Origin of the sequence: Caballeronia calidae, assembly GCF_900044055.2 — a bacterium.
GTDB classification, from domain to species: Bacteria; Pseudomonadota; Gammaproteobacteria; order Burkholderiales; family Burkholderiaceae; genus Caballeronia; species Caballeronia calidae.
In genome coordinates, this window is record NZ_FCOX02000016.1 from 129,417 (window position 1) to 152,038 (window position 22,622).

The 22,622-nt window shown below is 63.6% G+C and carries 18 protein-coding genes; 11 read left to right on the plus strand and 7 right to left on the minus strand.

Annotated features, from left to right (window positions below):
* Nucleotides 1–15: 15 nt before the first annotated feature.
* The gene (locus tag AWB78_RS16995) at nucleotides 16–1,311 is read right to left on the minus strand and encodes an MFS transporter (RefSeq protein ID WP_062606204.1); all 1,296 of its coding nucleotides are present in this window, start codon (nucleotides 1,309–1,311) and stop codon (nucleotides 16–18) included.
* Between the two features lie 194 nt (nucleotides 1,312–1,505).
* Here AWB78_RS16995 and AWB78_RS17000 point away from each other — a divergent pair, with 194 nt between their 5' ends.
* The 3 genes from AWB78_RS17000 (at nucleotide 1,506) to AWB78_RS17010 (ending at nucleotide 4,148) form a co-directional block, all read left to right on the plus strand.
* Nucleotides 1,506–2,054, plus strand: coding sequence for a GNAT family N-acetyltransferase (locus AWB78_RS17000; RefSeq protein ID WP_062606208.1), 549 nt, complete (start codon nucleotides 1,506–1,508; stop codon nucleotides 2,052–2,054).
* A 207-nt stretch (nucleotides 2,055–2,261) separates the two neighbouring features.
* Nucleotides 2,262–3,353, plus strand: coding sequence for a hypothetical protein (locus AWB78_RS17005; RefSeq protein WP_062606211.1), 1,092 nt, complete (start codon nucleotides 2,262–2,264; stop codon nucleotides 3,351–3,353).
* 84 nt (nucleotides 3,354–3,437) lie between these two features.
* Nucleotides 3,438–4,148, plus strand: a complete 711-nt coding sequence (locus tag AWB78_RS17010) for a DUF2968 domain-containing protein (RefSeq protein ID WP_062606213.1) — start codon at nucleotides 3,438–3,440, stop codon at nucleotides 4,146–4,148.
* A gap of 87 nt (nucleotides 4,149–4,235) precedes the next feature.
* Here the strand turns inward: AWB78_RS17010 and AWB78_RS17015 are convergent, their stop codons facing one another.
* From AWB78_RS17015 to AWB78_RS17035, 5 genes are all read right to left on the minus strand, one after another.
* Nucleotides 4,236–5,660: a gamma-glutamyl-gamma-aminobutyrate hydrolase family protein gene (locus AWB78_RS17015; RefSeq protein WP_062606216.1), complete on the minus strand. Its 1,425-nt coding sequence runs from the start codon at nucleotides 5,658–5,660 to the stop codon at nucleotides 4,236–4,238.
* A 163-nt stretch (nucleotides 5,661–5,823) separates the two neighbouring features.
* Nucleotides 5,824–7,581, minus strand: coding sequence for a cation:proton antiporter (locus AWB78_RS17020; RefSeq protein ID WP_062606218.1), 1,758 nt, complete (start codon nucleotides 7,579–7,581; stop codon nucleotides 5,824–5,826).
* A 196-nt stretch (nucleotides 7,582–7,777) separates the two neighbouring features.
* The gene (gene glnK / locus AWB78_RS17025) at nucleotides 7,778–8,116 is read right to left on the minus strand and encodes a P-II family nitrogen regulator (RefSeq protein ID WP_008342452.1); all 339 of its coding nucleotides are present in this window, start codon (nucleotides 8,114–8,116) and stop codon (nucleotides 7,778–7,780) included.
* A gap of 138 nt (nucleotides 8,117–8,254) precedes the next feature.
* Nucleotides 8,255–10,309, minus strand: a complete 2,055-nt coding sequence (locus AWB78_RS17030) for an NAD(+) synthase (RefSeq protein ID WP_062606271.1) — start codon at nucleotides 10,307–10,309, stop codon at nucleotides 8,255–8,257.
* A gap of 68 nt (nucleotides 10,310–10,377) precedes the next feature.
* The gene (locus tag AWB78_RS17035) at nucleotides 10,378–11,520 is read right to left on the minus strand and encodes a GNAT family N-acetyltransferase (RefSeq protein ID WP_062606220.1); all 1,143 of its coding nucleotides are present in this window, start codon (nucleotides 11,518–11,520) and stop codon (nucleotides 10,378–10,380) included.
* Between the two features lie 186 nt (nucleotides 11,521–11,706).
* Here AWB78_RS17035 and AWB78_RS17040 point away from each other — a divergent pair, with 186 nt between their 5' ends.
* Complete coding sequence (locus AWB78_RS17040; protein WP_062606222.1) at nucleotides 11,707–12,000, plus strand: GIY-YIG nuclease family protein; 294 nt, start codon at nucleotides 11,707–11,709, stop codon at nucleotides 11,998–12,000.
* A 52-nt stretch (nucleotides 12,001–12,052) separates the two neighbouring features.
* Here AWB78_RS17040 and ppa read toward each other — a convergent pair whose 3' ends face one another.
* A complete protein-coding gene (gene ppa / locus AWB78_RS17045) occupies nucleotides 12,053–12,580 on the minus strand; it encodes an inorganic diphosphatase (protein ID WP_062606273.1) in 528 nt (175 codons plus the stop codon).
* 217 nt (nucleotides 12,581–12,797) lie between these two features.
* Between ppa and AWB78_RS17050 the strand changes: the two genes are divergently transcribed.
* From AWB78_RS17050 to urtD, 7 genes are all read left to right on the plus strand, one after another.
* A complete protein-coding gene (locus AWB78_RS17050) occupies nucleotides 12,798–14,237 on the plus strand; it encodes an aldehyde dehydrogenase family protein (RefSeq protein ID WP_062606224.1) in 1,440 nt (479 codons plus the stop codon).
* Between the two features lie 21 nt (nucleotides 14,238–14,258).
* On the plus strand, nucleotides 14,259–15,035 hold the full coding sequence (locus AWB78_RS17055) for an SDR family oxidoreductase (RefSeq protein WP_062606226.1): 777 nt from the start codon (nucleotides 14,259–14,261) through the stop codon (nucleotides 15,033–15,035).
* A gap of 177 nt (nucleotides 15,036–15,212) precedes the next feature.
* The gene (locus AWB78_RS17060) at nucleotides 15,213–16,529 is read left to right on the plus strand and encodes an MFS transporter (RefSeq protein ID WP_062606228.1); all 1,317 of its coding nucleotides are present in this window, start codon (nucleotides 15,213–15,215) and stop codon (nucleotides 16,527–16,529) included.
* A gap of 1,010 nt (nucleotides 16,530–17,539) precedes the next feature.
* The gene (gene urtA, locus AWB78_RS17065) at nucleotides 17,540–18,847 is read left to right on the plus strand and encodes an urea ABC transporter substrate-binding protein (protein WP_062606230.1); all 1,308 of its coding nucleotides are present in this window, start codon (nucleotides 17,540–17,542) and stop codon (nucleotides 18,845–18,847) included.
* Between the two features lie 90 nt (nucleotides 18,848–18,937).
* Nucleotides 18,938–20,542, plus strand: coding sequence for an urea ABC transporter permease subunit UrtB (gene urtB / locus AWB78_RS17070; protein ID WP_074173467.1), 1,605 nt, complete (start codon nucleotides 18,938–18,940; stop codon nucleotides 20,540–20,542).
* Between the two features lies 1 nt (nucleotide 20,543).
* Nucleotides 20,544–21,737, plus strand: a complete 1,194-nt coding sequence (gene urtC / locus AWB78_RS17075) for an urea ABC transporter permease subunit UrtC (RefSeq protein ID WP_062606234.1) — start codon at nucleotides 20,544–20,546, stop codon at nucleotides 21,735–21,737.
* Complete coding sequence (gene urtD, locus AWB78_RS17080; protein ID WP_062606236.1) at nucleotides 21,734–22,603, plus strand: urea ABC transporter ATP-binding protein UrtD; 870 nt, start codon at nucleotides 21,734–21,736, stop codon at nucleotides 22,601–22,603. Before urtC ends, urtD begins: the two co-directional genes overlap by 4 nt.
* The last annotated feature ends 19 nt before the right edge of the window (nucleotides 22,604–22,622 follow it).

The window sequence follows — 22,622 nt, forward strand, 5'->3', positions numbered from 1 at the left end:
GACCGCCCGACGACGTCAGGCCGTCTTGTACTGATTGCGCGCCTCGGACGAGCGATACAGCACGAGCGTCGCGATCAGTCCGCAAATCGCCGCAAGGCCCATCCACAGACCGGGCGCCGCCTTGTTTCCCGTCGCGTGAATCAGATACGTGGAGATCGCGGGCGTGAAGCCGCCGATCGTGGTCGCGAGGCTGTAGGCCATGGAGAAGCCGGTCGTGCGCACATCGACGGGCATCACTTCGGTCAGCGCGACGACCATCGCGCCGTTATAGCTCCCGTACAGGAACGACAACCACAGTTCGCAGATCAGCAGCCGCGCGAACGACGGATCCGCGACGAGCCACTGCACCACCGGATACGACGTGAGAATGGTGAGAATCGTGAACGTAAGCAGCACCGGTCGGCGCCCGATGCGGTCGGACACCGCGCCCATCACGGGCAGCCAGACGAGGTTCGAGATGCCGACGCACACCGTGACGACGAGCGCGTCGATGGCGGAGAGCTTCAGCACTTCCTTGCCGAAGGTCGGCGTGTACGCGGTGATCATGTAGAACGACACCGTCGTCATGATGACCATGCCCATGCCGGCGAGCACGACGCCCCAGTTCTGCGCGATCGAGCGCGCGATCTCGCCCATGCTCGGACGATGCTTCTTCGCAAGGAATTCGTCGGTTTCGCGCAGCGACCGGCGGATGATGAACAGGAACGGCACGATGAGACAGCCGATCAGGAACGGCACGCGCCAGCCCCATGCGGTCATCTGCTCGGGCGGCAGCAGCCGGTTCATGATCACGCCGATCAGCGCGGCGAACACGACGGCGACTTGCTGGCTGCCCGACTGCCAGGAACAATAGAAGCCCTTGTTGCCTTTGGTCGCGATCTCGGACAGATACACCGACACGCCGCCCAGCTCCACGCCGGCCGAAAAGCCTTGCAGCAGACGCCCGCCCAGCACGATGACCGGTGCGAGCGCGCCGATGGCTGCATAGCCCGGCACGAGCGCGACGCACATGGTGCCGATCGCCATCAGCAGCAGGGTGAGGATCAGGCCCTTGCGCCGCCCGTGGTGGTCGATATACGCGCCGAGCACGATGGCGCCGACCGGTCGCATCAGGAAGCCCGCGCCGAACACGGACAGCGCGAGCATCAGCGAAGCAAATTCGTTGCCGCTCGGGAAATAGGTCTTGGCGATCGCGGAAGCGTAATAGCCGTAGACCATGAAGTCGTACATCTCAAGGAAGTTTCCGCTGACGACGCGAAATACCGTCTTGAACTTCGATTCGTTGGCGGGTGCTAGGTGGGTCGTTGACATGACTTTCTCGGACATGAGGCTGCGCGCACAAGTACCGCGCGGGATGGCGAAAACCGTCGTGGGCTGCGTTTAATGGCGCTGACGCTGTTTCGTTTTCTGTAAGTACAGTGTCCTCGATTTTAACGCTTGCGCCTTTGGTTTCGCACGCAAACGTCGCTCAAAATCGGCCATCTAAGCTTAAACTCAGGTTACACATGCCTAACTCCAAGCTGACATCGAAACAGGCGGTCGACGGAGCCAAAGTCTCGCTGCGCGTGGCGACACCGGCCGACACGGCGCTCATCGCCTCGATGCACGCGCGTAACTGGGCCGCGGCGTATCGCGGCATCCTGCCGGACCGCTATATCGACCACGAGCTTCCCGGCGAGCGCGCCGCGCACTGGATCGCGCGCATGAAGGAGATCGAGGCCGGCGCGGGTTGCGTGCTCATCGCCGAGCACGAAGGCGATGCGGTCGGCTTTGTTTGTCTCGTCGAACCGGACGAGACTGGCAGCGTGCTCGTCGACAATCTGCACGCGCTGCCCGGGCATCGTGGTCTCGGCACCGGCACCGTGATGCTGAACGAAGCGGCGCGCTGGGCCCGCGCCCGTGGGGCGCGGCAACTGCATCTTTCGGTGCTGGAACAGAACGCGGCGGCGATCGGCTTCTACGAATCGCGCGGCTGGAAGCTCGACGCGCGCGAAGCGGACCACATGGCAGGCATCGACCTGTTTTCGCTGCGCTACGTCCTGGCGCTGGACTAAGCACAACCAACTTCAATCTGTCAATAAGCATTCCTGTCAAAAATAGACAATAGGAATTGTCTGGTCGTCGTCGCCGAAGTCGTTTCGTATGATCGCGGGTTATTTCGGCCATCCTCGCGTCGAACCCGTGGCGCTGTTTCCGGCGCGACGAATGTCCGGGCGAGCTGCCTCGTTGCCCGCGTCCGGGCGCATGCATGTGGAATCTTCATGACCGAACCCTTGATCGTAGTGGAAGGCAATCTGCGTCTGCCGACGCTGCGCGCGTTGACGGATCCGTCCTTGAACTTCGGTTTCGAGTGGTCCCCCGCGCACACGCGCCCCGTTCAATCGCGCTCCGAATTCCCGCTCCTCGCGGCTCGCTTCCAGACCGCCTATGTGCCCGCGCTGGGCCTCTCCGACAGGCGCTCGCCCTACCGCGCGATGAGCCTCTGGGGCCTGTTCGCCAAGGAAGACATGCCCCGCGCGATGCTGAACCTGACGCAAGCGCCGCAGCCCGCCGATGGAGCCGACGGCGCACCCGCCGCCGAGCGGATTCACCTGTCCGTGGGCAGGCCGGCCGTTCCGGGCGCATCGCAACATCGCTTCAGCAAGCCCGTCGCCACCGCCATCGCCGCCGCCTGCGCGGCTGTCATCGTATGGCTGTTGTTCGGGCACGAGCCCGGCTCGCAACGCTCCGCGCCGGCCGACGAACTCGGAACGCGCACGCAGCCGGACACCGTCACGCAGTCCGCGGGACCCGCGCCCGCCAATACGTACGGTGTCAGTCAGACCGCGGAAGCCGAGCCCGTCATCGTGGCGCGGACATCGCCCGCGGCGCCGCCGGCCGCATCGCCGCTCGCGAATACGGCGCCAAACGCCGCAGCGTTCATCGCACCGGCCGCGAGCCGGACGGATAGCGATCACGTCACGACCCGGAACGAAACCGCCAACGCCACGCCGCACGCGCACACCGGTCACGTCACGCCGCGCACCGGAGCCTCTCACGCCGCGACGAAGCCGAGGAAGTCAGGCGAGCGCTACATCGCCGTGGCGGCGGACCGCGGTCACGCAACGCGAGCCAGGTTCGCACCGGCGCCGAAAAAGAGAGCCATCGCCCAGCGGACCTATGCGGTCGACGCGCGCATCGCGATGCATGACACCGAGCATCACGCACACGCGACATCGGTCGCAATGCGTGAAAACCGGCCGGCGATGCCCTCGACTTCGATGGACCCGGTATCGCTGTACGCAATCCTCCAGCATTCGCCGACCCTCGATAGCAACGCGCACGGCATATCGAACCACGACGCGAACAGATAACGCCCACTGAGAGACGAACGGCCCGCGACGCATCAGAGACAACGCTTTGCCAGCCCGATCAACCATTCCGGCCACGATGCCCACATGAAGCAACTCCGTTATATCCGTTACGCGACGCTCGCGTTCGCCCTGTCCCTATGCGGCATCTTCTCGCCGCTCGCGAGCACGTTCGCAGCGCCCGCGGCGGCCAAAGCCGCACCGGCCGGTGACCCCGCGCAGGCCGCTCCCGAAGACCTGTCCGACCTGAACGCCGATTCGAATGCGCCGCGCGTCGAAGGCAACATCGCCGAACTGCAGAGTCTCGCGCAGGCCGGAAGCCTCATGGAAATGCGCTCGACGCGCAACGGCAGCTACGGCGCCAAGCTCTTCTTCCTCGCGCAGGACATGCTGTACTACATCGCGCTCTCGCAGGACACGCGCTGGTGGCGCGTCGTGAAGACCCAGGACGCGGCCCGCGCCGAATCGATCTACGCGCAGTTCGCCCGCAAGAGCTACGACCTCGCCGACGGCGAAATCCGCCGCACGCAGTTGCAGGCACAGAAGGCGCTGCTCGACCGCGTGATCGCGAAGTCCGCGGATCGGGCGAACCGTCTTTCCGCCGATCTCGCGCTCGCGCAGCAGCAGGATTCGCAGGTATCGCAGCGTCAGCAGCAATTGCAGGCCGAGTCGGCCGCGTTGCAGACCGACAAGCTCGAAGCCGAACGCAAGCTGCGCGCGCTGCAACTGCAGGTCGATCAGCTTCAGCGGCAAACCGAGGCCGGACTTGCGCCGATCGGCGCGATGCCATCGCGGTAATAACGGCGATACACACCTGAAAACGAAGAAGGCCCGCTCGAATCGAGCGGGCCTTCTCGCTTTCGGGTTGTATCGAAGACGCGATGTCTAGAAACGCGTCTCGCGCGCGACGCGCAGGAAGGTATCGAGCAGCGGCGTGCAATCGAGCAACTCCGCGCCGCCCGCGCGATGAAACTCCGGGTGCCACTGCACGCCGACGACGAACGGCGACTTGCGATAGCGCACCGCCTCGATGATCCCGTCCGACGCCGACACCGCCTCGATGTTCAGATCGCGCCCGAGCGTCTTCACCGCCTGATGGTGGATCGAGTTGACGATCGCCTCGCGCTGATGCGGGAACATGTTGACGAGCGTGGAGCCCTCGGGGAAGCGAATCGAATGGCGATGCTGATCGTACTGCTCGTTGACGTGAATGCCGGCCGTTGGGACATCGGTGGCGATATCGCCGTAGAGCGTGCCGCCGAACGCCACGTTGATCAGCTGACAGCCGCGGCACACGCCGAGCACGGGCTTGCCCGATTCGACGAACTCGTGCAGCAACTCCAGCTCATACATGTCGCGCACGCGGTCGCCGGGCCATTCCGGGCGCGTCGTCACTTCCTCGTAGGACTGCGGAGAAACGTCCGCGCCGCCTTGCAGCAGCAGACCGTCGAGATGCTTCGCATAGTCGCGCAGACGGATGTTGCTCGGATGCAGCATGCCTTGATGGCCGACCGTCGGAATCATGAAGACGAGCACATCGCGCGACATGACCCAGTGCGCGATCGATTCCTCCAGATATTGCAGCGTCTTGCCGCGCAGGCCCTTCGCGCCCGGCTCCGGATGGAAGATGCGCGCCGACACGCCGATGCGCAACGTGCGCTGCGTGATGCGCTGCCCGGCGCGATCGAAGATCTGGCGCGCCCGCGCCGCGATGATGCGCCCGAACACGGACCATGCCGAATCGGACTGCTTGAGATACGCGGGCTGGGCCGGCGCGGCCGCCTGCTCGGGCAGCGGCAAAGGCGGTGGATTGAGCGTGGTGAAGTCCGGTGCGTCGGAAATCTTCGGCTGCACGCCGACCGCGGGAGGCGGAGCCGTGGCACGGCCGGTCGGCGAATCGGAAGAGGCGGACTGCGCGTTGGCCGCGCTCGCGGCTTCCGCTTCGGTCGCGGCTTCCAGATTTTCGGCGAGGCTCGCCCTGGGACTGCCCGACGCACGCTGCTTCTCGCGCACCGCGGCTTCCTGCGCGGCCGTCGCGCTCGCCGCCGATGCCCGCGCTTCGCGGGCGCCCTGTTGTGCTTCAGCGCGTCGGGCCTGGGCCGTGTCGACCGGTTCGACGTTCGCCGCGCTCGAAGGCGCATCCGTCGATGCCCGCTCGGTCGCGCTCGCCTCGGGGCCCGGTGCCGAGGCCGCTGCCGCCGCTTCGGGCGGCGCCGTGGGATTCGCGCTGCGTGGCGCGCCCTGGGAATCCGCGCCGCTGCGGCGCGCGTCGTTGCTGCTTGCGTCGTTGGACGTTTTGTTATCGCTCATTCCGGATTCAGGCGCTCGAACGCCATAAGGAGAATGGACAAACCCCAATTATCCGCCTCAGAACAGGACGGGGCAAACCAGCACACATTTGGTCACATTGGCTCACATTATCGCGGGAACCCGGCGCGCGCCGCTGTCGGGGCTATCCCCGTGAAGAATGCCGTCAGTGATCGCGCGTCTCGTCGAAGGTCTCGCGCAAGGCGATCTGCATGGTCGCGTGGATCTTCACACACCAGCGCCACAGCACGGTCAGCAAAAGCGCCGCGCACAGCAGGACGGCGACCATCAGCCCGAACGGCGGCAGGATCGCGCCCGACAACGCGGCGACGAGCAGAAAGACGCCGAACATCGCCACGATCGGAATCAGCCCGGAAATCGCCGAGCGGATCGCGCTCGTGAAGCGCCCTGCTTTCGCGGGCTGCACGCTCACTTCCGCGAGCAGCAGCGCGAGCGAGTCGAGCTTGCGATACACCGCGACCAGAAACGGCAACGCGACGATGAGCGCCGCGCCCCACAGCACGACGCGCTGCGCGTTGTCGGATTCGAGCCAGCGCGCGAGATAGCCCGACGCGAACGGCGCCGCATACGACGCGCCGAGGAAAATCGCCGCGACGAGCGCGAGATTCACCGCGATCTGCAGGACGATGCGACGTGTCATCGAGAAGATGGTCGGGCCGCCGGAGACGGGCGTGAGGCTCGCGAGCCATTGCGAATACAGGCCGAAGGTATGCACGAGCGGCGCGGGCATGGCGCGGGCGAGGCGCACCGTGATCGGATCGGCGGCGCGGATCAGATACGGCGTGAAGAGCGTCGTGAGCGCGGATACAGCCACCGCGATCGGATAGAGAAAGCTGCTCGTGACTTTCAGCGACAGCCCGAGCGACGCGATGATGAACGAGAACTCGCCGATCTGCGAGACGCTCATGCCGACGCGCATCGACGTGCGCCCGTCCTTGCCCGCGAGAAAGGTGCCGAGCCCGCACGATACGATCTTGCCGAGCACGACCGCGATCGTGATGACGGCGATCGGCCATGCATAGTCGACGAGCACGGCGGGATTCAGCAACAGGCCGATGGTGACGAAGAAGATCGCCGAGAACATGTCGCGCACCGGCGCGATCAGATGCTCGATGCGCGCGAGATGCTTCGACTCCGCCATGATCGCGCCGATCAGGAATGCGCCGAGCGCGATCGAATAATCGAGTTTCACGACGAGCAGGCAGAAGCCGAAGCAGAAGCCGAGCACGGTGACGAGCAGCATCTCGTCGCTCTTCGACTGCGCCACATAGTTGAGCGCGCGCGGCACCGTGAGAATGCCGACGACGAGCGACACCGTCATGAAAAGCAGCAGCTTGCCGAGCGTGACGGCCGCGACGCCCGCGCTCACCGAGCCCGTCTGCGCGATGCCGGAGAGCAGCACGAGCATCGCGATCGCGAGAATATCCTCGACGATCAGAATGCCGAACACGATCTGCGCGAAGTTCTCGCGCTTCATGCCGAGCTCGGAGAGCGCCTTCACGATGATCGTCGTCGAGGAGATCGCGAGCATCGCGCCGAGAAACAGAGAGTCCATCGCGTTCCAGTCGAACCAGCGCCCGATCTCGTAGCCGATCCAGATCATCAGCACGATCTCGGAAAGCGCCGCGACGAAGGCCGTCGCGCCAACCTTGAACAACTTGCGCAGACTGAACTCGAGCCCGAGCGAGAACATCAGGAACACGACGCCGAGCTCGCCGAGCGTCTGGATCGTCGCTTCGTCGTGGATGAGATTGAACGGCGGCGTGTACGGCCCGATGATCACACCCGCGGCGATATAGCCCAGCACGACCGGCTGCCGCAGACGGTGAAACAGCACCGTCACGACGCCCGCGATGGCCATGATCACCGCCAGATCCTGAATGAAGCCGATCGCGTGATGCATCAAACGATTCCTTACAAAAATGTAACCAGGATTCGATGTTACCGCACGGACGGGGCAATCCTGCAGTCAGGCAATAAATACGACTGAAAAAATCGGGACGACGACGCGCTTCGCGCTGGTGCATGCGCGCCAGGTAAAACGCGGGAAGAGAGGCCCGCTCGAGCGGCGGGCCGGATGGCGCGAGAAAGCGCGGCGCTCAGACCGCCGCTTCGTTTTCCTCGCCGGTGCGGATGCGGATCACGCGCTCGACGTCGGCGACGAAGATCTTGCCGTCGCCGATCTTGCCGGTGCGCGCAGCGCCGATGATCGCGTCGATGACCTGATCGGTTTGATCGTTCGCGACGACGACCTCGATCTTCACCTTAGGCAGGAAGTCGACGACATACTCCGCACCACGATAGAGCTCGGTGTGCCCCTTCTGGCGGCCGAAGCCCTTCACTTCCGTGACCGTGAGGCCCGTGAGGCCCACTTCGGCGAGCGCTTCGCGGACTTCGTCGAGCTTGAACGGTTTGATGATGGCGGTGATGCGTTTCATGGCGTGCCTCGCGATGGATCGATTCAAGAGGGTTCGAAAAAAGGTCGTGCCCCGCGAAGGGCACATGCTTTCGATTCTAGCCGCGTTTCATCGAGCAAGCGGTTCGGTAAACTGCGAGATCATCGAATAACAGTGAGATCACTCTTTTTCCGGGACGCGTTCGAGGTCCTTGAGCCACACCGTCGCCTGCCCATCGCTCGGCGCGCGCCAGTCGCCGCGCGGCGAAAGCGAGCCGCCCGAGCCGACCTTCGGCGCGTTCGGTATGCATGAACGCTTGAACTGGCTCGTGCGGAAGAATCGATCCAGAAAGATCCTCAGATTCTTGCGGATCTCGCCGAGGTCGTATTGATTGCGCGCGACGGTCGGACCTTCGGGCCACGCGCCCGCATCGCGGTTGCGCCATGCATGCAGCGCGAGAAACGCGACCTTCGTTGGTGCAAAGCCGAAGCGCAGCGTGTAGTAGAGATTGAAGTCCTGCAGCTCGTACGGACCGATGACGCTCTCCGTCTTCTGCTCCACCACGCCGCTCGTCTTGCCGGGGATGAGCTCCGGACTGATATCGGTGCTCAGGATGTTTTCGAGCACATCGGTGCCGCTGCCGCCGATCTGCCCCGACTCCGCCACCCAGCGCACCAGATGCGTGATCAGGGTCTTCGGCACGCTCGCGTTGACGTTGTAGTGGGACATGTGATCGCCCACTCCGTAGGTGCACCAACCAAGTGCCAGTTCGCTCAGATCGCCCGTGCCGATGACGATCGCGTTGTTGAAGTTCGCGAGCCGGAACAGGTGGCTCGTGCGCTCGCCGGCCTGCACGTTCTCATACGTGATGTCGTACTGCTCGGCGCCCGTGCTGTGCGGATGCCCGATATCGGTCAGCATCTGCACGCAGCTCGGGCGAATGTCGATCTCGCTCGCCGCGCAGCCGACGACTTCCATCAGCTCGCGCGCCTGCCGCAGCGTGCGGTCGCTGGTCGCGAAGCCGGGCATCGTGTAGGCGAGGATATTGGAGCGCGGCAGTCCGAGACGGTCCATCGCTTTCGCGCACACGAGCAGTGCATGCGTCGAGTCGAGTCCGCCCGAAATGCCGATGACCACCTTCGACATCCCCGACGACTGAAGCCGCTGCAGCAACGCCTGGACCTGAATGTTGTAGACCTCATTGCATCGTTCGTCGCGGCGCGCGGCATCGGCGGGCACGTAGGGGAAGCGCGCGACGCGGCGCTCGAGCGGCAGTTTCCCGTCGGCGGGAATCGAGAGTGGAAACTCGACCACGTCGAACTGTTCGACTTCGCTCGCGTGCCGGTGCGTCGAGCGGCCGAAAGTGGTTTGCCGCATGCGTTCGCGCGAAAGCCGTTCGAGATCGACATCGGCGAAGATGAGATGCGACTCATCGGAGAAGCGCTCGGACTCCGCGAGCAGCTCGCCGTTCTCGTAGATGAGGCCCTGCCCGTCCCAGGCGAGATCGGTGGACGACTCGCCATTTCCCGCCGATGTGTACAGATACGCCGCGACGCATCGCGCCGACTGCTGACCGACGAGCTGATGCCGATACGCCGACTTGCCCACGACGATATTCGAGGCCGACAGATTCACGAGCACGGTGGCGCCCGCGAGCGCCGCGAACGACGACGGCGGAATGGGCACCCACACGTCCTCGCAGATTTCGACGTGGAACCGGAAGAACGGAAGATCCCTGATCTGAAACAGCAGCGACGCGCCGAACGGCACATCCTGACCGCAGAGCGTGATCGAGTTCGTGGCCGCGGCATCGGCGGGGCTGAACTGACGCGCCTCGTAGAACTCGCCGTAATTCGGCAGATAGCTCTTCGGCACGACGCCGCGAATGAATCCGTCCGCGATGACGATCGCGCAATTGAAGAGCTTGTGCTCGGCTCGGACCGGCGCGCCGACGATCATCGCGATATTCAGGCCCTTCGACGCTTCGAGAATGCTCGTCAGCGCGTCTTCGCAGGCATCGAGCAATGCGCGCTGATGGAAGAGGTCATCGCAGGTATAGGCGGAAATGCCGAGTTCGGGAAACGCGACGAGCACCGCGCCGCGCGCGGCGGCCTGCTTCACCAGATCGATCGTCTGCGCGGCGTTGAAGGCGGGATCGGCCACCTTGCAGGACGGAACGCCGACCGCGACGCGCGCGAAGTCGTGGCTGTAGAGGTTGAAGAAGTTTCTGCTCATGGTCGACATGGATGTGCGCGTGTTGCAGCGGGAACGGTAGGCGATGAAAGGCTGGATCGATTATCGCATCAGCGCTTCTTCCTGAACGGCGTATGCGCTTCGAGCTCCTCGATGTGATGATCCATCGCTTCGGTTTCGGCATCGAGAAACTCGGCGATCGCGTGCGCGAAGCGCTGATCCGCGATCCAGTGCGCGGACCAGGTGGGCGTCGGCAGGAGACCGCGCGACATCTTGTGCACGCCCTGCGCGCCGCCCTCGAAACTCGCAAGCCCATGTTCGATGCAATACGCGATGCCCTGCATGTAGCACGTCTCGAAGTGCAGCCCCGAGACGAACTCGCGCGTGCCCCAATAGCGGCCGTACATCGTGTCGCCGCCGATCATGTTGAGTGCGCACGCGAGCCGCTCGCCGTCCGCTTCGGCGATCACGAGGAGCATGCTGTCGGGCGCATCGGCATGAATGCGGCCGAAGAACTCGCGCGTCAGATACGGTGCGTTCCAGTGCTCGCGATACGTGGTGTCATAGCACTCATAGAAGAAGTCGAGCGCGCCTTCGTCGATCTGCGCGCCGCGCAGCCACTTGTACGTGACGCCCGCTTCCGTCACGCGCCGGCGGTCCTGCTTCACTTTCTTGCGCTTGTCGTGGCTCATCGTCGCGAGGAACGCGTCGAAGCTTTCGAAGCCGTCGCCGGGCAGATTCTCCCAGTGGAACTGCACGCCTTCGCGCAGCATGTAGCCCGCGTCCGTCAGCGCCTCGACATCCTGCGCATTCGGAAACAGCACATGCAGCGACGAGAGTTCGAGCCGCCGCGTCAGTTCGATCGCGCCGCGCGCCAGCAATACGCGATCCTCGTGATGCGCGGCGATGAGGCGCGGGCCCGTCACCGGTGAGAACGGCACGGCGGACAGCGCCTTCGGGTAATAGCGCAGGCCGTGGCGCTCGAAGGCATCGGCCCAGGCGTGATCGAACACGTACTCGCCGCGCGAATGCGACTTCAGATAGAGCGGCATCGCGCCGGCGAGTTCGCCGCCGCGCTTCAGTATCAGATGATGCGCGCGCCAGCCGGTGCGCTTCACGGCGCACCCCGTTTCCTGCAATGCCGAGAGAAACGCATGACGCACGAACGGATTGTCGCCGGCGAGCCGGTTCCAGTCGTCGGCCGGAATGGCGTCCAGCGCGTCGACCACATGAATTTCGATCTCGCGATTCAACAGGCTACCTCGCAGTGATTGATCGACGAGCGCGCCCGATAAACGCAAAGCGCGCCCGAAAGCGGCTATTCTCGCGCAAGTCGCATCGGCACGCCGAAGCGGCAAAAGCGCGCCCAGGACGCCCCAACGCGGTGCTTTCGGCGATAATGCGCGGCAAATCCTTCACGAGCGCCAAAAAATAACGCGATGCCGTGGTTCCTCTATCTGATCGAATGCGCCGACGGCAGCCTCTACACGGGCATCGCGACGGACGTCGAAGCGCGCTTCACCGCGCATGCGAGCGGCAAAGGCGCGCGCTATACGCGTGCAAGAAAACCGCTGCGTGTGCTGGCGTCGTTCGAACTGGCGGGGAGATCGGAGGCGTTGCGCGCCGAATATCGCGTGAAGCGTCTGACCGCGCAGCAGAAGCGCGCGTTGATCGCGGGAGAGCGATCGCTCGAATCGTTGCTGCCTCAGGCCGAGACCAGCGAAGAAGAATAAAAAAACGCCGCCGCGCTTTAACAGCGCGGCGGCGTCTAGTCGGAAAAGCCGCTTACTTCTTGAAGTTCGCGACGCCTTCCGTGATTTCCTTGTGCGCGGCGTCGATGCCCGTCCAGCCCTCGACCTTCACCCACTTGCCCTTTTCGAGCGCCTTGTAGTTCTCGAAGAAGTGCTTGATCTGATCCTTCAGGTATTCGGGCACGTCGTCGATCGACTTGATGTTCGCCGTCATCGGGCAGATCTTGTCGTGCGGCACGGCGACGAGCTTCGCGTCGACGCCCGATTCATCCGTCATTTGCAGCATGCCGAGCGCACGCGCGCGCACGACCGAGCCTGCGAGCAGCGGGAACGGCGTGATGACGAGCACGTCGACCGGGTCGCCGTCGCCGGAGAGCGTCTGCGGAATGAAGCCGTAGTTGGCCGGATAGCGCATGCCGGTGCCGATGAAACGGTCGACGACGAGCAGGCCCATGTCCTTGTCCGCTTCGTATTTGACCGGATCGCTCTGCGCGGGAATTTCGATGATGACGTTGAAATCCTGCGGGAGATCCTTGCCGGGAGGTACGTTGTTGAAGCTCATGAGCACTCTCTGGAGAAGTTGAGGTAGGAGATGGAATCGCACGGACGGACGGTGCCTTGGAACCGCCGCGGCGCGCGCGCATGAAGGCGCGTGATTGCGTCATTATAGCCAATCGGGCCCCGCGTCCTTGCCGCGCGCGGCGCGCGCCGGGCGTTGGCGCGATAATCGAATCCGGCATCGGTTTCCGGCAGCAGAACACTCGTTTCAGGAGACATGCATGGAAGACGCGAAGCATTTCATCGACAACCGCTGGGTCGCGGCATCGGGCGGCGAGACGATTCCGGTCGTCGATCCGTCGGACGGGCAGATCTTCGCGCAGATCGCGCGCGGCACGCCCGCCGACATCGACCGCGCGGTGTCCGCCGCGCGCACCGCGTTCGATGGCGACTGGGGCGCGATGAACGCCGTCGATCGCGGACGCATCCTCGCGCGCCTGTCGATGCTGATCGCCGCGTGCCACGAGGACGTCGCGCAGGTCGAGGCACGCGACACCGGCAAGCCGCTCAAGCAGGCGCGCGCCGACGCCACCGGCATCGCGCGCTATTTCGAGTTCTACGCGGGCGCCGCCGACAAGCTGCACGGCGAAACCCTCCCCTATCAGCACGGCTACACCGTGCTCACCCTTCGCGAGCCGCACGGCGTCACGGGCCACATCGTGCCGTGGAACTATCCGCTGCAGATTTTCGGGCGCAGCGTCGGCGCGGCGCTCGCGGCCGGCAATGCGTGCGTCGTGAAGCCGGCGGAGGATGCGTGCCTGTCGCTGTTGCGTATCGCGGAACTGGCGGCGGAGGCGGGTCTGCCCGACGGCGCGCTCAATGTCGTCACCGGCTACGGCCACGAAGCGGGCGCGGCGCTCGCGCGGCATCCGGGCATCGATCACATTTCGTTCACCGGCTCGCCCGCGACGGGCGCGGCCGTCACCAAGATGGCCGCCGACAACCACGTGCCCGTCACGCTGGAGCTGGGCGGCAAGTCCCCGCAGATCGTGTTCGCCGATGCCGATTTCGACGCCGCCCTGCCCGTGCTCGTCGCCGCGATCGTGCAGAACGCCGGGCAGACGTGTTCGGCGGGCAGCCGCGTGCTGATCGAGCGATCGGCGTATGAACCTTTGCTGGAACGGCTCTCGCAGGCGTTCGCGGCGCTGAAGGTCGGCCCGAGCAAGCGCGATCTCGACTGCGGCCCGCTCATCAGCGCGAAGCAGCAGCAGCGCGTGTGGGACTTTCTCTCCGATGCGCAGCACGACGGCATCGCGATGGCCGCGCACGGCGAAGTCGTCGGCGATGCGCCGGAATCGGGCTTCTATCAGGCGCCCACGCTCTTGCGGGATGTGCCGCCGACGCACCGTCTCGCGCGCGAGGAAGTGTTCGGCCCGGTGCTCGCCGCGATGCCCTTCGACGACGAAGCCGACGCGCTCAGGCTCGCCAACGGCACGGATTACGGCCTCGTCGCGGGCATCTGGACGCGCGACGGCGCGCGCCAGATGCGACTCGCGCGCCGTGTGCGCTCGGGGCAGGTGTTCATCAACAACTACGGCGCGGGCGGCGGCATCGAATTGCCGTTCGGCGGCGTGAAGCATTCGGGACACGGACGCGAGAAAGGCTTCGAGGCGCTGTACGGCTTCACGACGCTGAAGACCATCGCCATCAAGCACGGATAAAGCAAATAACGGGAGACAGGCATGCGACTGCAAGGCAAGACGGTGATCGTGACGGGCGGCGGCTCGGGCTTCGGCGAAGGCATCGCGAAGACGTTTGCGCGCGAAGGCGCGAACGTCGTCGTCAACGATCTGAACGGCCCGGCGGCCGAGCGCGTCGCGAGCGAGATCGCGCTCGCGTCGTCGCCGGAAGTGAAGCACGGACGCGCGATTGCCGTGGCGGGCGACGTCACGAAACGCGACGACTGGCAAACCCTCTTCGATGCCGCGATCCAGGATTTCGGCAGCGTGCAGGTCGTCGTCAACAACGCGGGCACGACGCACCGTAACAAGCCCGTGCTCGACGTGACCGAGGCGGAGTTCGACCGCGTCTATGCGGTGAACGTGAAGAGCCTCTACTGGAGCGTCGAGCAGTTCGTGCCGTACTTTCGCGAGCAGGGCGGCGGCGCGTTCATCAATATCGCGTCGACGGCGGGCGTGCGGCCGAGGCCGGGCCTCGTCTGGTACAACGGCAGCAAGGCGGCGGTGATCATCGCGAGCAAGGCGCTTGCGGTCGAACTGGGCGCGGACCGCATCCGCGTGAACTGCATCAATCCGGTGATGGGCGAGACCGCCCTGCTCACCGAGTTCATGGGCATGGAAGACACGCCCGAGAACCGCCGCAAGTTTCTCGCGACGATTCCGCTCGGCCGCCTTTCGACGCCACAGGACATCGCCAATGCCGCGCTCTATCTCGCCTCCGACGATGCCGAGTTCATCACCGGCGTCGCGCTCGAAGTGGATGGCGGACGCTGCGTCTGACCGATGCCGCGCGCGCCGCGCGACGAATGCGGCGTGCGCTTAAACATCGGGGCTTTCCCTAGCGAAAACAAGCGTTTGGCGTCGATGCCGACGGGCTAGAATCCTTACGCGCTCGTAATGGTGAGCGGGCCCATCCGCTCGGCTTCGCGCAACAATAATTATTGGAGACTAAGCAACATGGCCAGCACCGCCAAACCCATGCCCCGCCCCGGCGCGGGGGCGCCTTCCGCGTTCGAGGAGGCGACGTATCGAAAGGTCGTCTGGCGGCTCGCGCCGCTTCTGCTCATCTGTTACGTGGTTGCGTATCTCGACCGCGTGAACGTGGGCTTCGCGAAACTGCAGATGGCCGCCGACCTGCAACTGTCGGACGCCGTGTATGGCTTCGGCGCGGGCATTTTCTTTTTCGGCTACTTCATCTTCGAGATTCCGTCGAACATGATCCTGCATCGCGTCGGTGCGCGCGTGTGGATCGCGCGGATCATGATCACGTGGGGCATCATTTCCGCTCTCACGATGTTCATCAGCACGCCGACCATGTTCTACGTGATGCGCTTTCTGCTCGGCGCGGCGGAAGCGGGCTTCTTCCCCGGCATCATTCTTTATCTGACGTACTGGTTTCCGGCGCGCCGGCGCGGTCGCATGACGACGCTGTTCATGACGGCCATCGCGCTCTCGGGTCTGATCGGCGGGCCGATCAGCGGCTGGATCATGGATGCGTTCCACATGAAGAACGGCTGGCACGGCTGGCAATGGCTGCTGCTGCTCGAAGGCATTCCGTCGATCATCGTCGGCATCGTCGTGTTTCTCAAGCTCGACGACCGCATCTCGAAGGCTGCGTGGCTCACGCAGGAAGAACGCGAGCTTCTCGAGCGCAATATCGCCGCCGATAATGTCGAGAAGGAAGATCTGCCGCTCGGGAAGATTCTCTCCAGCCCGAAGGTGTGGCTGATGAGCATCATCTATTTTTCGTTCGTGATGGGGCTTTATGGCGTGAGCTTCTGGCTGCCGACCATCATCAAGTCGATGGGCATTTCGGATGCGCTCCATGTCGGCCTGCTTTCCGCGATTCCTTATGGCGCGGCGGTGATCGGCATGTTGTACGCGGCGCGTAGCGCGGATCGCTCGGGCGAGCGTCGCTGGCATATCGCGATTCCGGCGTTCATCGGGGCGATCGGGCTGGTGATGTCGGTCATCCTGGCGGGCAATACGACATTGGCGATGCTCGGCCTCACGCTCGCGACGATGGGTATTCTCACGACGCTGCCGTTGTTCTGGAGTCTGCCGACGGCATTCCTCGCAGGGACCGGCGCGGCTGCCGGTATCGCGATGATCAATTCGCTCGGCAATCTTGCCGGGTTTTTGAGTCCCTACCTTGTGGGGTGGCTCAAGCAAGCCACCGGGTCCAATGCCAGCGGCATGTATATGCTCACCGGGTTTCTCGTGCTGGGGGCTTTGCTTGCGTTGAGCGTGCCGGCGAGGATGGTTAATCGTTGAGGGGTTTGTTGTTGGGGGCGGTGTGCTTGGGCTTTCGTGAAATCCTGATTTCGCGTCGGTCTGTTGGTACCTGCCCCTGTGCGGGGCGGCAGTCGCTTTCTTTGCTGCTCCTCACTTTGCGTTGGGCTTCTATGGAACTTGTGTTCGCGTCGGTTTATTAGCGTTGCCCCTGTGCGGGGCGGCAGTCACTTTCTTTGCTGCTGCAAAGAAAGTAACCAAAGAAACAGCTATCCCCATCCAAAGTACTTCAAGCCGGCCCCGGCACAGAAGCACTCTCGTGGTCCGGCAGTAGCGAGTGCCCTCATAGGTCTAATCGGGCTTGGATCGCGCACGGTCTGTCACCTCGCACCACTCAACTGACTGGTAAGGCGCCAAATAGCTCCAGCCCGCTTCGCGGCCGACCGGTCCATCGGGTCGGCACACACTTCCTTGCTAACGCTTCTATCTCACTGCATTCGCCGCAGGTTGGTTTCCCTTACGTACCCTTCGGCAGCGCGTAGCGCTGTGCCGGAGCTATTTTGTGCTGAACCGGCGCGCCAAAACAACTAGCTTGTCAGACCGTGCGCGGTCCAAGCCGCGTTAGACCTTTGAGGGCACTCGCTACTGCCGGACCACTTGCGAAGTTCTGTGCCGCGGCCGGCATGAAGTGCTTAGGCTGGGGATAGCTGTTTCTTTGGTTACTTTCTTTGCAGCAGCAAAGAAAGTGACTGCCGCCCCGCACAGGGGCAGTGCAAATAGACCGACACGAAAACAGGAAGTCCATAGAAGCACAAGCAAAGCAAAGTGAAGCAAAAAACAAAAACATAAAACAAAGCAAACCCGCACCGCGACGATGCACTCGCGCAAGAACATGCACCAAAACCCCGCCCAACCCCAACCTCGCAATTAGCAAAAACCTCCCGCAAACCCTTGCAAAAAGGGCATTTCATAAAGATTGGCATAACCCTTGCAGAACGAACCGAGCAATCGTCATTGCTCAAACAAACACATCGGCAAGGGGAACACTCATCATGAAACGACGCAGTCTGCTGAAGTTCGGCTCCATGTCGGGCGCACTCGCCCTCGCGGGTCAGCTTCCGATCACGAAAGCCCAAGCCGCCGATACGGGTCCGATCAAGGTCGGCATCCTGCATTCGCTGTCCGGCACGATGGCGATCTCCGAGACCTCGCTGAAAGACACGGCGCTCATGACCATCGCCGATATCAACAAGAGCGGCGGCGTGATGGGCCGGCAGATTCAACCCGTCGTCGTCGATCCGGCCTCGAACTGGCCGCTATTCGCCGAGAAGGCGCGCCAGCTTCTCACGCAAGACAAGTGCGCCGTCGTATTCGGCTGCTGGACCTCGGTGTCGCGCAAGTCCGTGCTGCCAGTTTTCGAGGAACTCAACGGCCTGCTCTTCTACCCCGTGCAATACGAAGGCGAAGAGATGTCGCGCAACGTGTTCTATACCGGCGCTGCGCCGAATCAACAGGCGATCCCCGCCGTCGAATATCTGATGGGCGCGGAAGGCGGCAACGCAAAGCGCTTCTTCCTGCTCGGCACCGACTACGTGTACCCGCGCACGACCAACAAGATCCTGCGCGCGTTCCTCCATTCCAAGGGGGTCAAGGATGCGGACATTCAAGAGGTCTACACACCATTCGGACATAGCGACTATCAAACCATCGTCGCGAACATCAAGACCTTTGCCCAAGGGGGAAAGACGACCGTCATCTCTACGATCAACGGCGATTCGAACGTACCGTTCTACAAGGAGCTCGGCAACCAGGGCCTGAAAGCGACCGACGTGCCCGTCGTCGCGTTCTCGGTCGGTGAGGAAGAGCTGCGCGGCATCGATACGAAGCCGCTCGTCGGCCACCTCGCCGCATGGAACTACTTCATGTCGGTGAAGAACACGAACAACTCGAAGTTCGAAAAGCAGTTCTTCGAATACGCAAAGGCGCAGAACCTCCCCGGCGGCGACAAGCGCGTGACGAACGATCCGATGGAAGCCACCTTCGTCGGCATCCACATGTGGAAGCAGGCCGTCGAAAAAGCAAAGAGCGCCGATGTCGACAAGGTCCGCACCGCGATGGTCGGCCAGACCTTCGCCGCGCCTTCCGGCTTCACGCTGACGATGGACGGCAACCACCATCTGCACAAGCCGGTGATGATCGGCGAGATTCGCGGCGACGGCCAGTTCAACGTCGTGTGGAAGACCAAGACCGCGATCCGCGCGCAGCCGTGGAGCCCGTATATCGCGGGCAATCAGGGCAAGCCGGATATCGTGACCTCGATTCCGTCGTTCCTGCGTCGTCAGCGCGTGCGCGTCGCGTGATGCTTTGATGGTTTGAAGCGGTGAGGCCGCGCGCTCATTCACATCATGCGTGATGCGTGCGGCCGTTCATGTCTCATCAGAAAGGCCATCATGACCGGTTCCTTCTTGCGCGTCCTGCTCGCGCTCTTCATCGCGATCGCGCCGTTCAGCGCTCGCGCACTCACGAACGACGATCTCGCCCCGCTCGCCGGCGACGACTTCGAAGCCAAATCCGCCGCCATCGACAAGCTCATCTCGAATGCCGATGCGCCGTCCGTTGCCGTGCTCAACGCATTGTCCGATGGCTCGCTCGTCGCGACTGACAATGGCCGCGTCTACCTTCAAACCGGCGAAGGCACCAATGATCCGGTGACCGGCAAACCCGTCGAAGCGCCCGATGCGCAGCAGGTCACGCTGAGCAACATCCTGCGCACGAAAGTGGCGGGCGCGCTGTCGGGCTTGCAGCTCGCCTCGACCGATATTGCGAAGCGCCGCGAAGCCATCGCAGCGTTGTTGAAAAACCCCGACGCTTCGATGAAGCCGATGATCGATCGCGCACGCGCCATCGAGAAAGACCCCGATTTGAAGAAGCGCCTCGACACGCTCTGGGCGATGACCGCGCTGCACGATCCCGATGTGAACAAACGCATCGAAGCCGCGCAACTCGTCGCCGCGCGGCATGACCTCGACATGTACGAGCTGTTGCGCCCGATCGTCGCGAAGAAGTCCGACGGCACCTTCAACGAGCCGGACGAACGTGTGCGCGACGCGGCGCAAGATGGCATCCACGCGCTCGATTCGATTCAACGCCGCAGCGAAATCTTCGGCACGATCTTCGCGGGACTCTCGCTCGGCAGCGTGCTGCTGCTCGCGGCGCTGGGACTTGCGATCACGTATGGCCTGATCGGCGTCATCAACATGGCGCACGGGGAGTTCCTGATGATCGGCGCATATGCGACCTACGTCGTGCAGAACCTCGTGCAGCATTACGCGCCCGCCGCGTTCAACTGGTATCCGCTGTTCGCCGTGCCCGCGTCGTTCATCGCGGCGGCGCTGGTCGGCATCGTATTGGAAAGGCTCGTACTGAAGCATCTCTATGGACGTCCGCTCGAAACGCTGCTGACGACCTTCGGCATCAGCCTGATCCTCATTCAGGCGACGCGCACGCTCTTCGGCGCGCAAAACGTGCAGGTGACCAATCCCTCGTGGATGAGCGGCGGCGTCGCCGTGATGCAGAACCTGATCCTGCCGTACAACCGACTGACGATCCTCGCGTTCTCGCTCGCGGTTGTGGCGATCGCGTGGGGCGTGCTCACGAAGACGCGCCTCGGCCTCTTCGTGCGCGCGGTGACGCAGAACCGCCGCATGGCCGCGTGCGTCGGCGTGAAGACCGCGCGTGTCGATTCGTATGCGTTCGCGTTCGGCGCGGGCATCGCGGGACTCGGCGGCTGCGCGCTTTCGCAGATCGGCAACGTCGGTCCGGATCTCGGGCAGAGCTACATCATCGATTCGTTCATGGCGGTGGTGCTGGGCGGCGTCGGTCAGCTTGCCGGCACCGTGATCGGCGGCTTCGGGCTCGGGCTCGTCAGCAAGGCGGTCGAGCCGTTCTGGGGCGCGGTGCTCGCGAAGATCGCGGTGCTCGTGCTCATCGTGTTGTTCATCCAGAAGCGTCCGCAGGGCATGTTCGCCCTGAAGGGCCGCAGCGCGGAGGCTTGAGATGACCGCCTCGACCAATATCGCCGCCAATCTCGACGTCGCGCCGCAGCCCGACTCGAACGCCGCGCGCGCGGGCTTCGCACTCGGCTTGCCGCCGCGCGCCGCACTTCTGCCCCGCAATGGCTGGATCGCGTTGATCGCGCTCATCATCGCGATGGGCGTCTTCGTGCCGGTCAGCGCGCTCGTGCTGCCGGAAACGAGCACGTTTCACTTGTCGGCTTACGCGATGACGCTCGTCGGCAAGCTCATGTGCTACGCGATCGGCGCCCTCGCACTCGATCTCGTATGGGGCTACTGCGGCATCCTGAGCCTCGGCCACGCGCTTTTCTTCGCGCTCGGCGGCTACGCGATGGGCATGTACCTGATGCGCTCGATCGGCCGCGAAGGCGTGTACAAGAGCGATCTGCCCGACTTCATGGTGTTTCTCGACTGGCACAAGCTGCCGTGGTACTGGGAAGGCACCGAGCATCTCTGGGTTGCGTTGCTGCTCGTCGTGCTCGTGCCCGGCGTGCTCGCGTGGGTGTTCGGCTTCTTCACGTTCCGCTCGCGCGTGAAGGGCGTGTATCTGTCGATCATCACGCAGGCGATGACCTTCGCCGCGATGCTGCTCTTCTATCGCAACGAAACGGGCTTCGGCGGCAATAACGGCTTCACCGATTTCAAGCGCATCGCGGGCTTTCCGATCACGCATCCCGGCACGCGCACGGCATTGTTCCTCATCACGTTCGCGGTGCTCGTGCTCGCGTTTCTCGCGGCGCGCTGGATCGTCACGTCGAAGCTCGGGCGCGTCGTCACCGGCGTGCGCGATGGCGAAGCGCGTCTCATGTTCCTCGGCTACAGCCCGCTCGCATACAAGCTCTTCATCTGGACCGTGTCGGCGGTGTTGTGCGGCATCGCGGGCGCGTTGTATGTGCCGCAGGTCGGCATCATCAATCCGAGCGAGATGTCGCCCGCGAACTCGATCGAGATGGCGATCTGGGTGGCCGTCGGCGGACGCGGCACCTTGATCGGGCCGATCGTCGGCGCGTTCGCGGTGAACGGCGCGAAGAGCTTTTTCACGGCGTATTTCGCGGAATACTGGCTGTTCTTCCTCGGCCTCATCTTCACGCTCGTGCCCTTGCTTCTGCCGAACGGCATCATGGGCCTCATCGAACTCGCGCGTCGCAAGAAGACCGCAGGAGATTGCGCAGAATGACCGCACATCATGCATTGATCGTCGATCTGCCGCCGATTCCGTCTGCCGAGGAGCACACCAATCTCAACGGCGTCGCCGGCCTGGGACATGTGCTCGCGCCCGGCGAGATCGACATGTCGCACGGCACGATTCTCTATCTCGAGGACGTGACCGTGAGCTTCGATGGCTTTCGTGCGTTGAACAAGCTGACGCTGTCGATCGACGTGGGCGAACTGCGTTGCGTGATCGGCCCGAACGGCGCGGGCAAGACGACGATGATGGATGTCATCACGGGCAAGACGCGCCCCGATGGCGGCAAGGTGTTTCTCGGTCAGACGCTGGATCTCGCGCGCATGTCGGAGCCGGTGATCGCGCGCACGGGCATCGGCCGAAAGTTTCAGAAGCCGACCGTGTTCGAGAATCATCCCGTGTGGGAGAACCTCGAACTCGCGATGAAGACGGACAAGCGCTGGTTTGCCTCGTTGCGTGCGCGGCTGGATCGTCAGGCGCAGCTTCGCATCGAGGAGATATTGGAGTTGATTCGCCTGCAGCACCAGGCGACGCGGCTTGCCGGAGAGCTGTCGCATGGACAGAAGCAGCGGCTCGAAATCGGCATGTTGTTGATGCAGCAGCCCGCGCTGCTTTTGCTCGACGAACCCGCCGCCGGGATGACCGATCACGAGACCATGGAGCTTGCTGAACTTTTGAATAAGCTGCGTGGCTCGTGTTCGATGATGGTCGTGGAGCATGATATGGAGTTTGTTGCCGCGTTGGCTGGCGATAGCGGCAAGGTTACGGTGATGGCTGAAGGCAGCGTGCTCGCCGAAGGGACGCTTGATGGCGTCAAGCGGGACGACGCGGTTATTGAGTCTTATCTGGGGCGGTGAAGGTTTCGTTCGCTTGGGC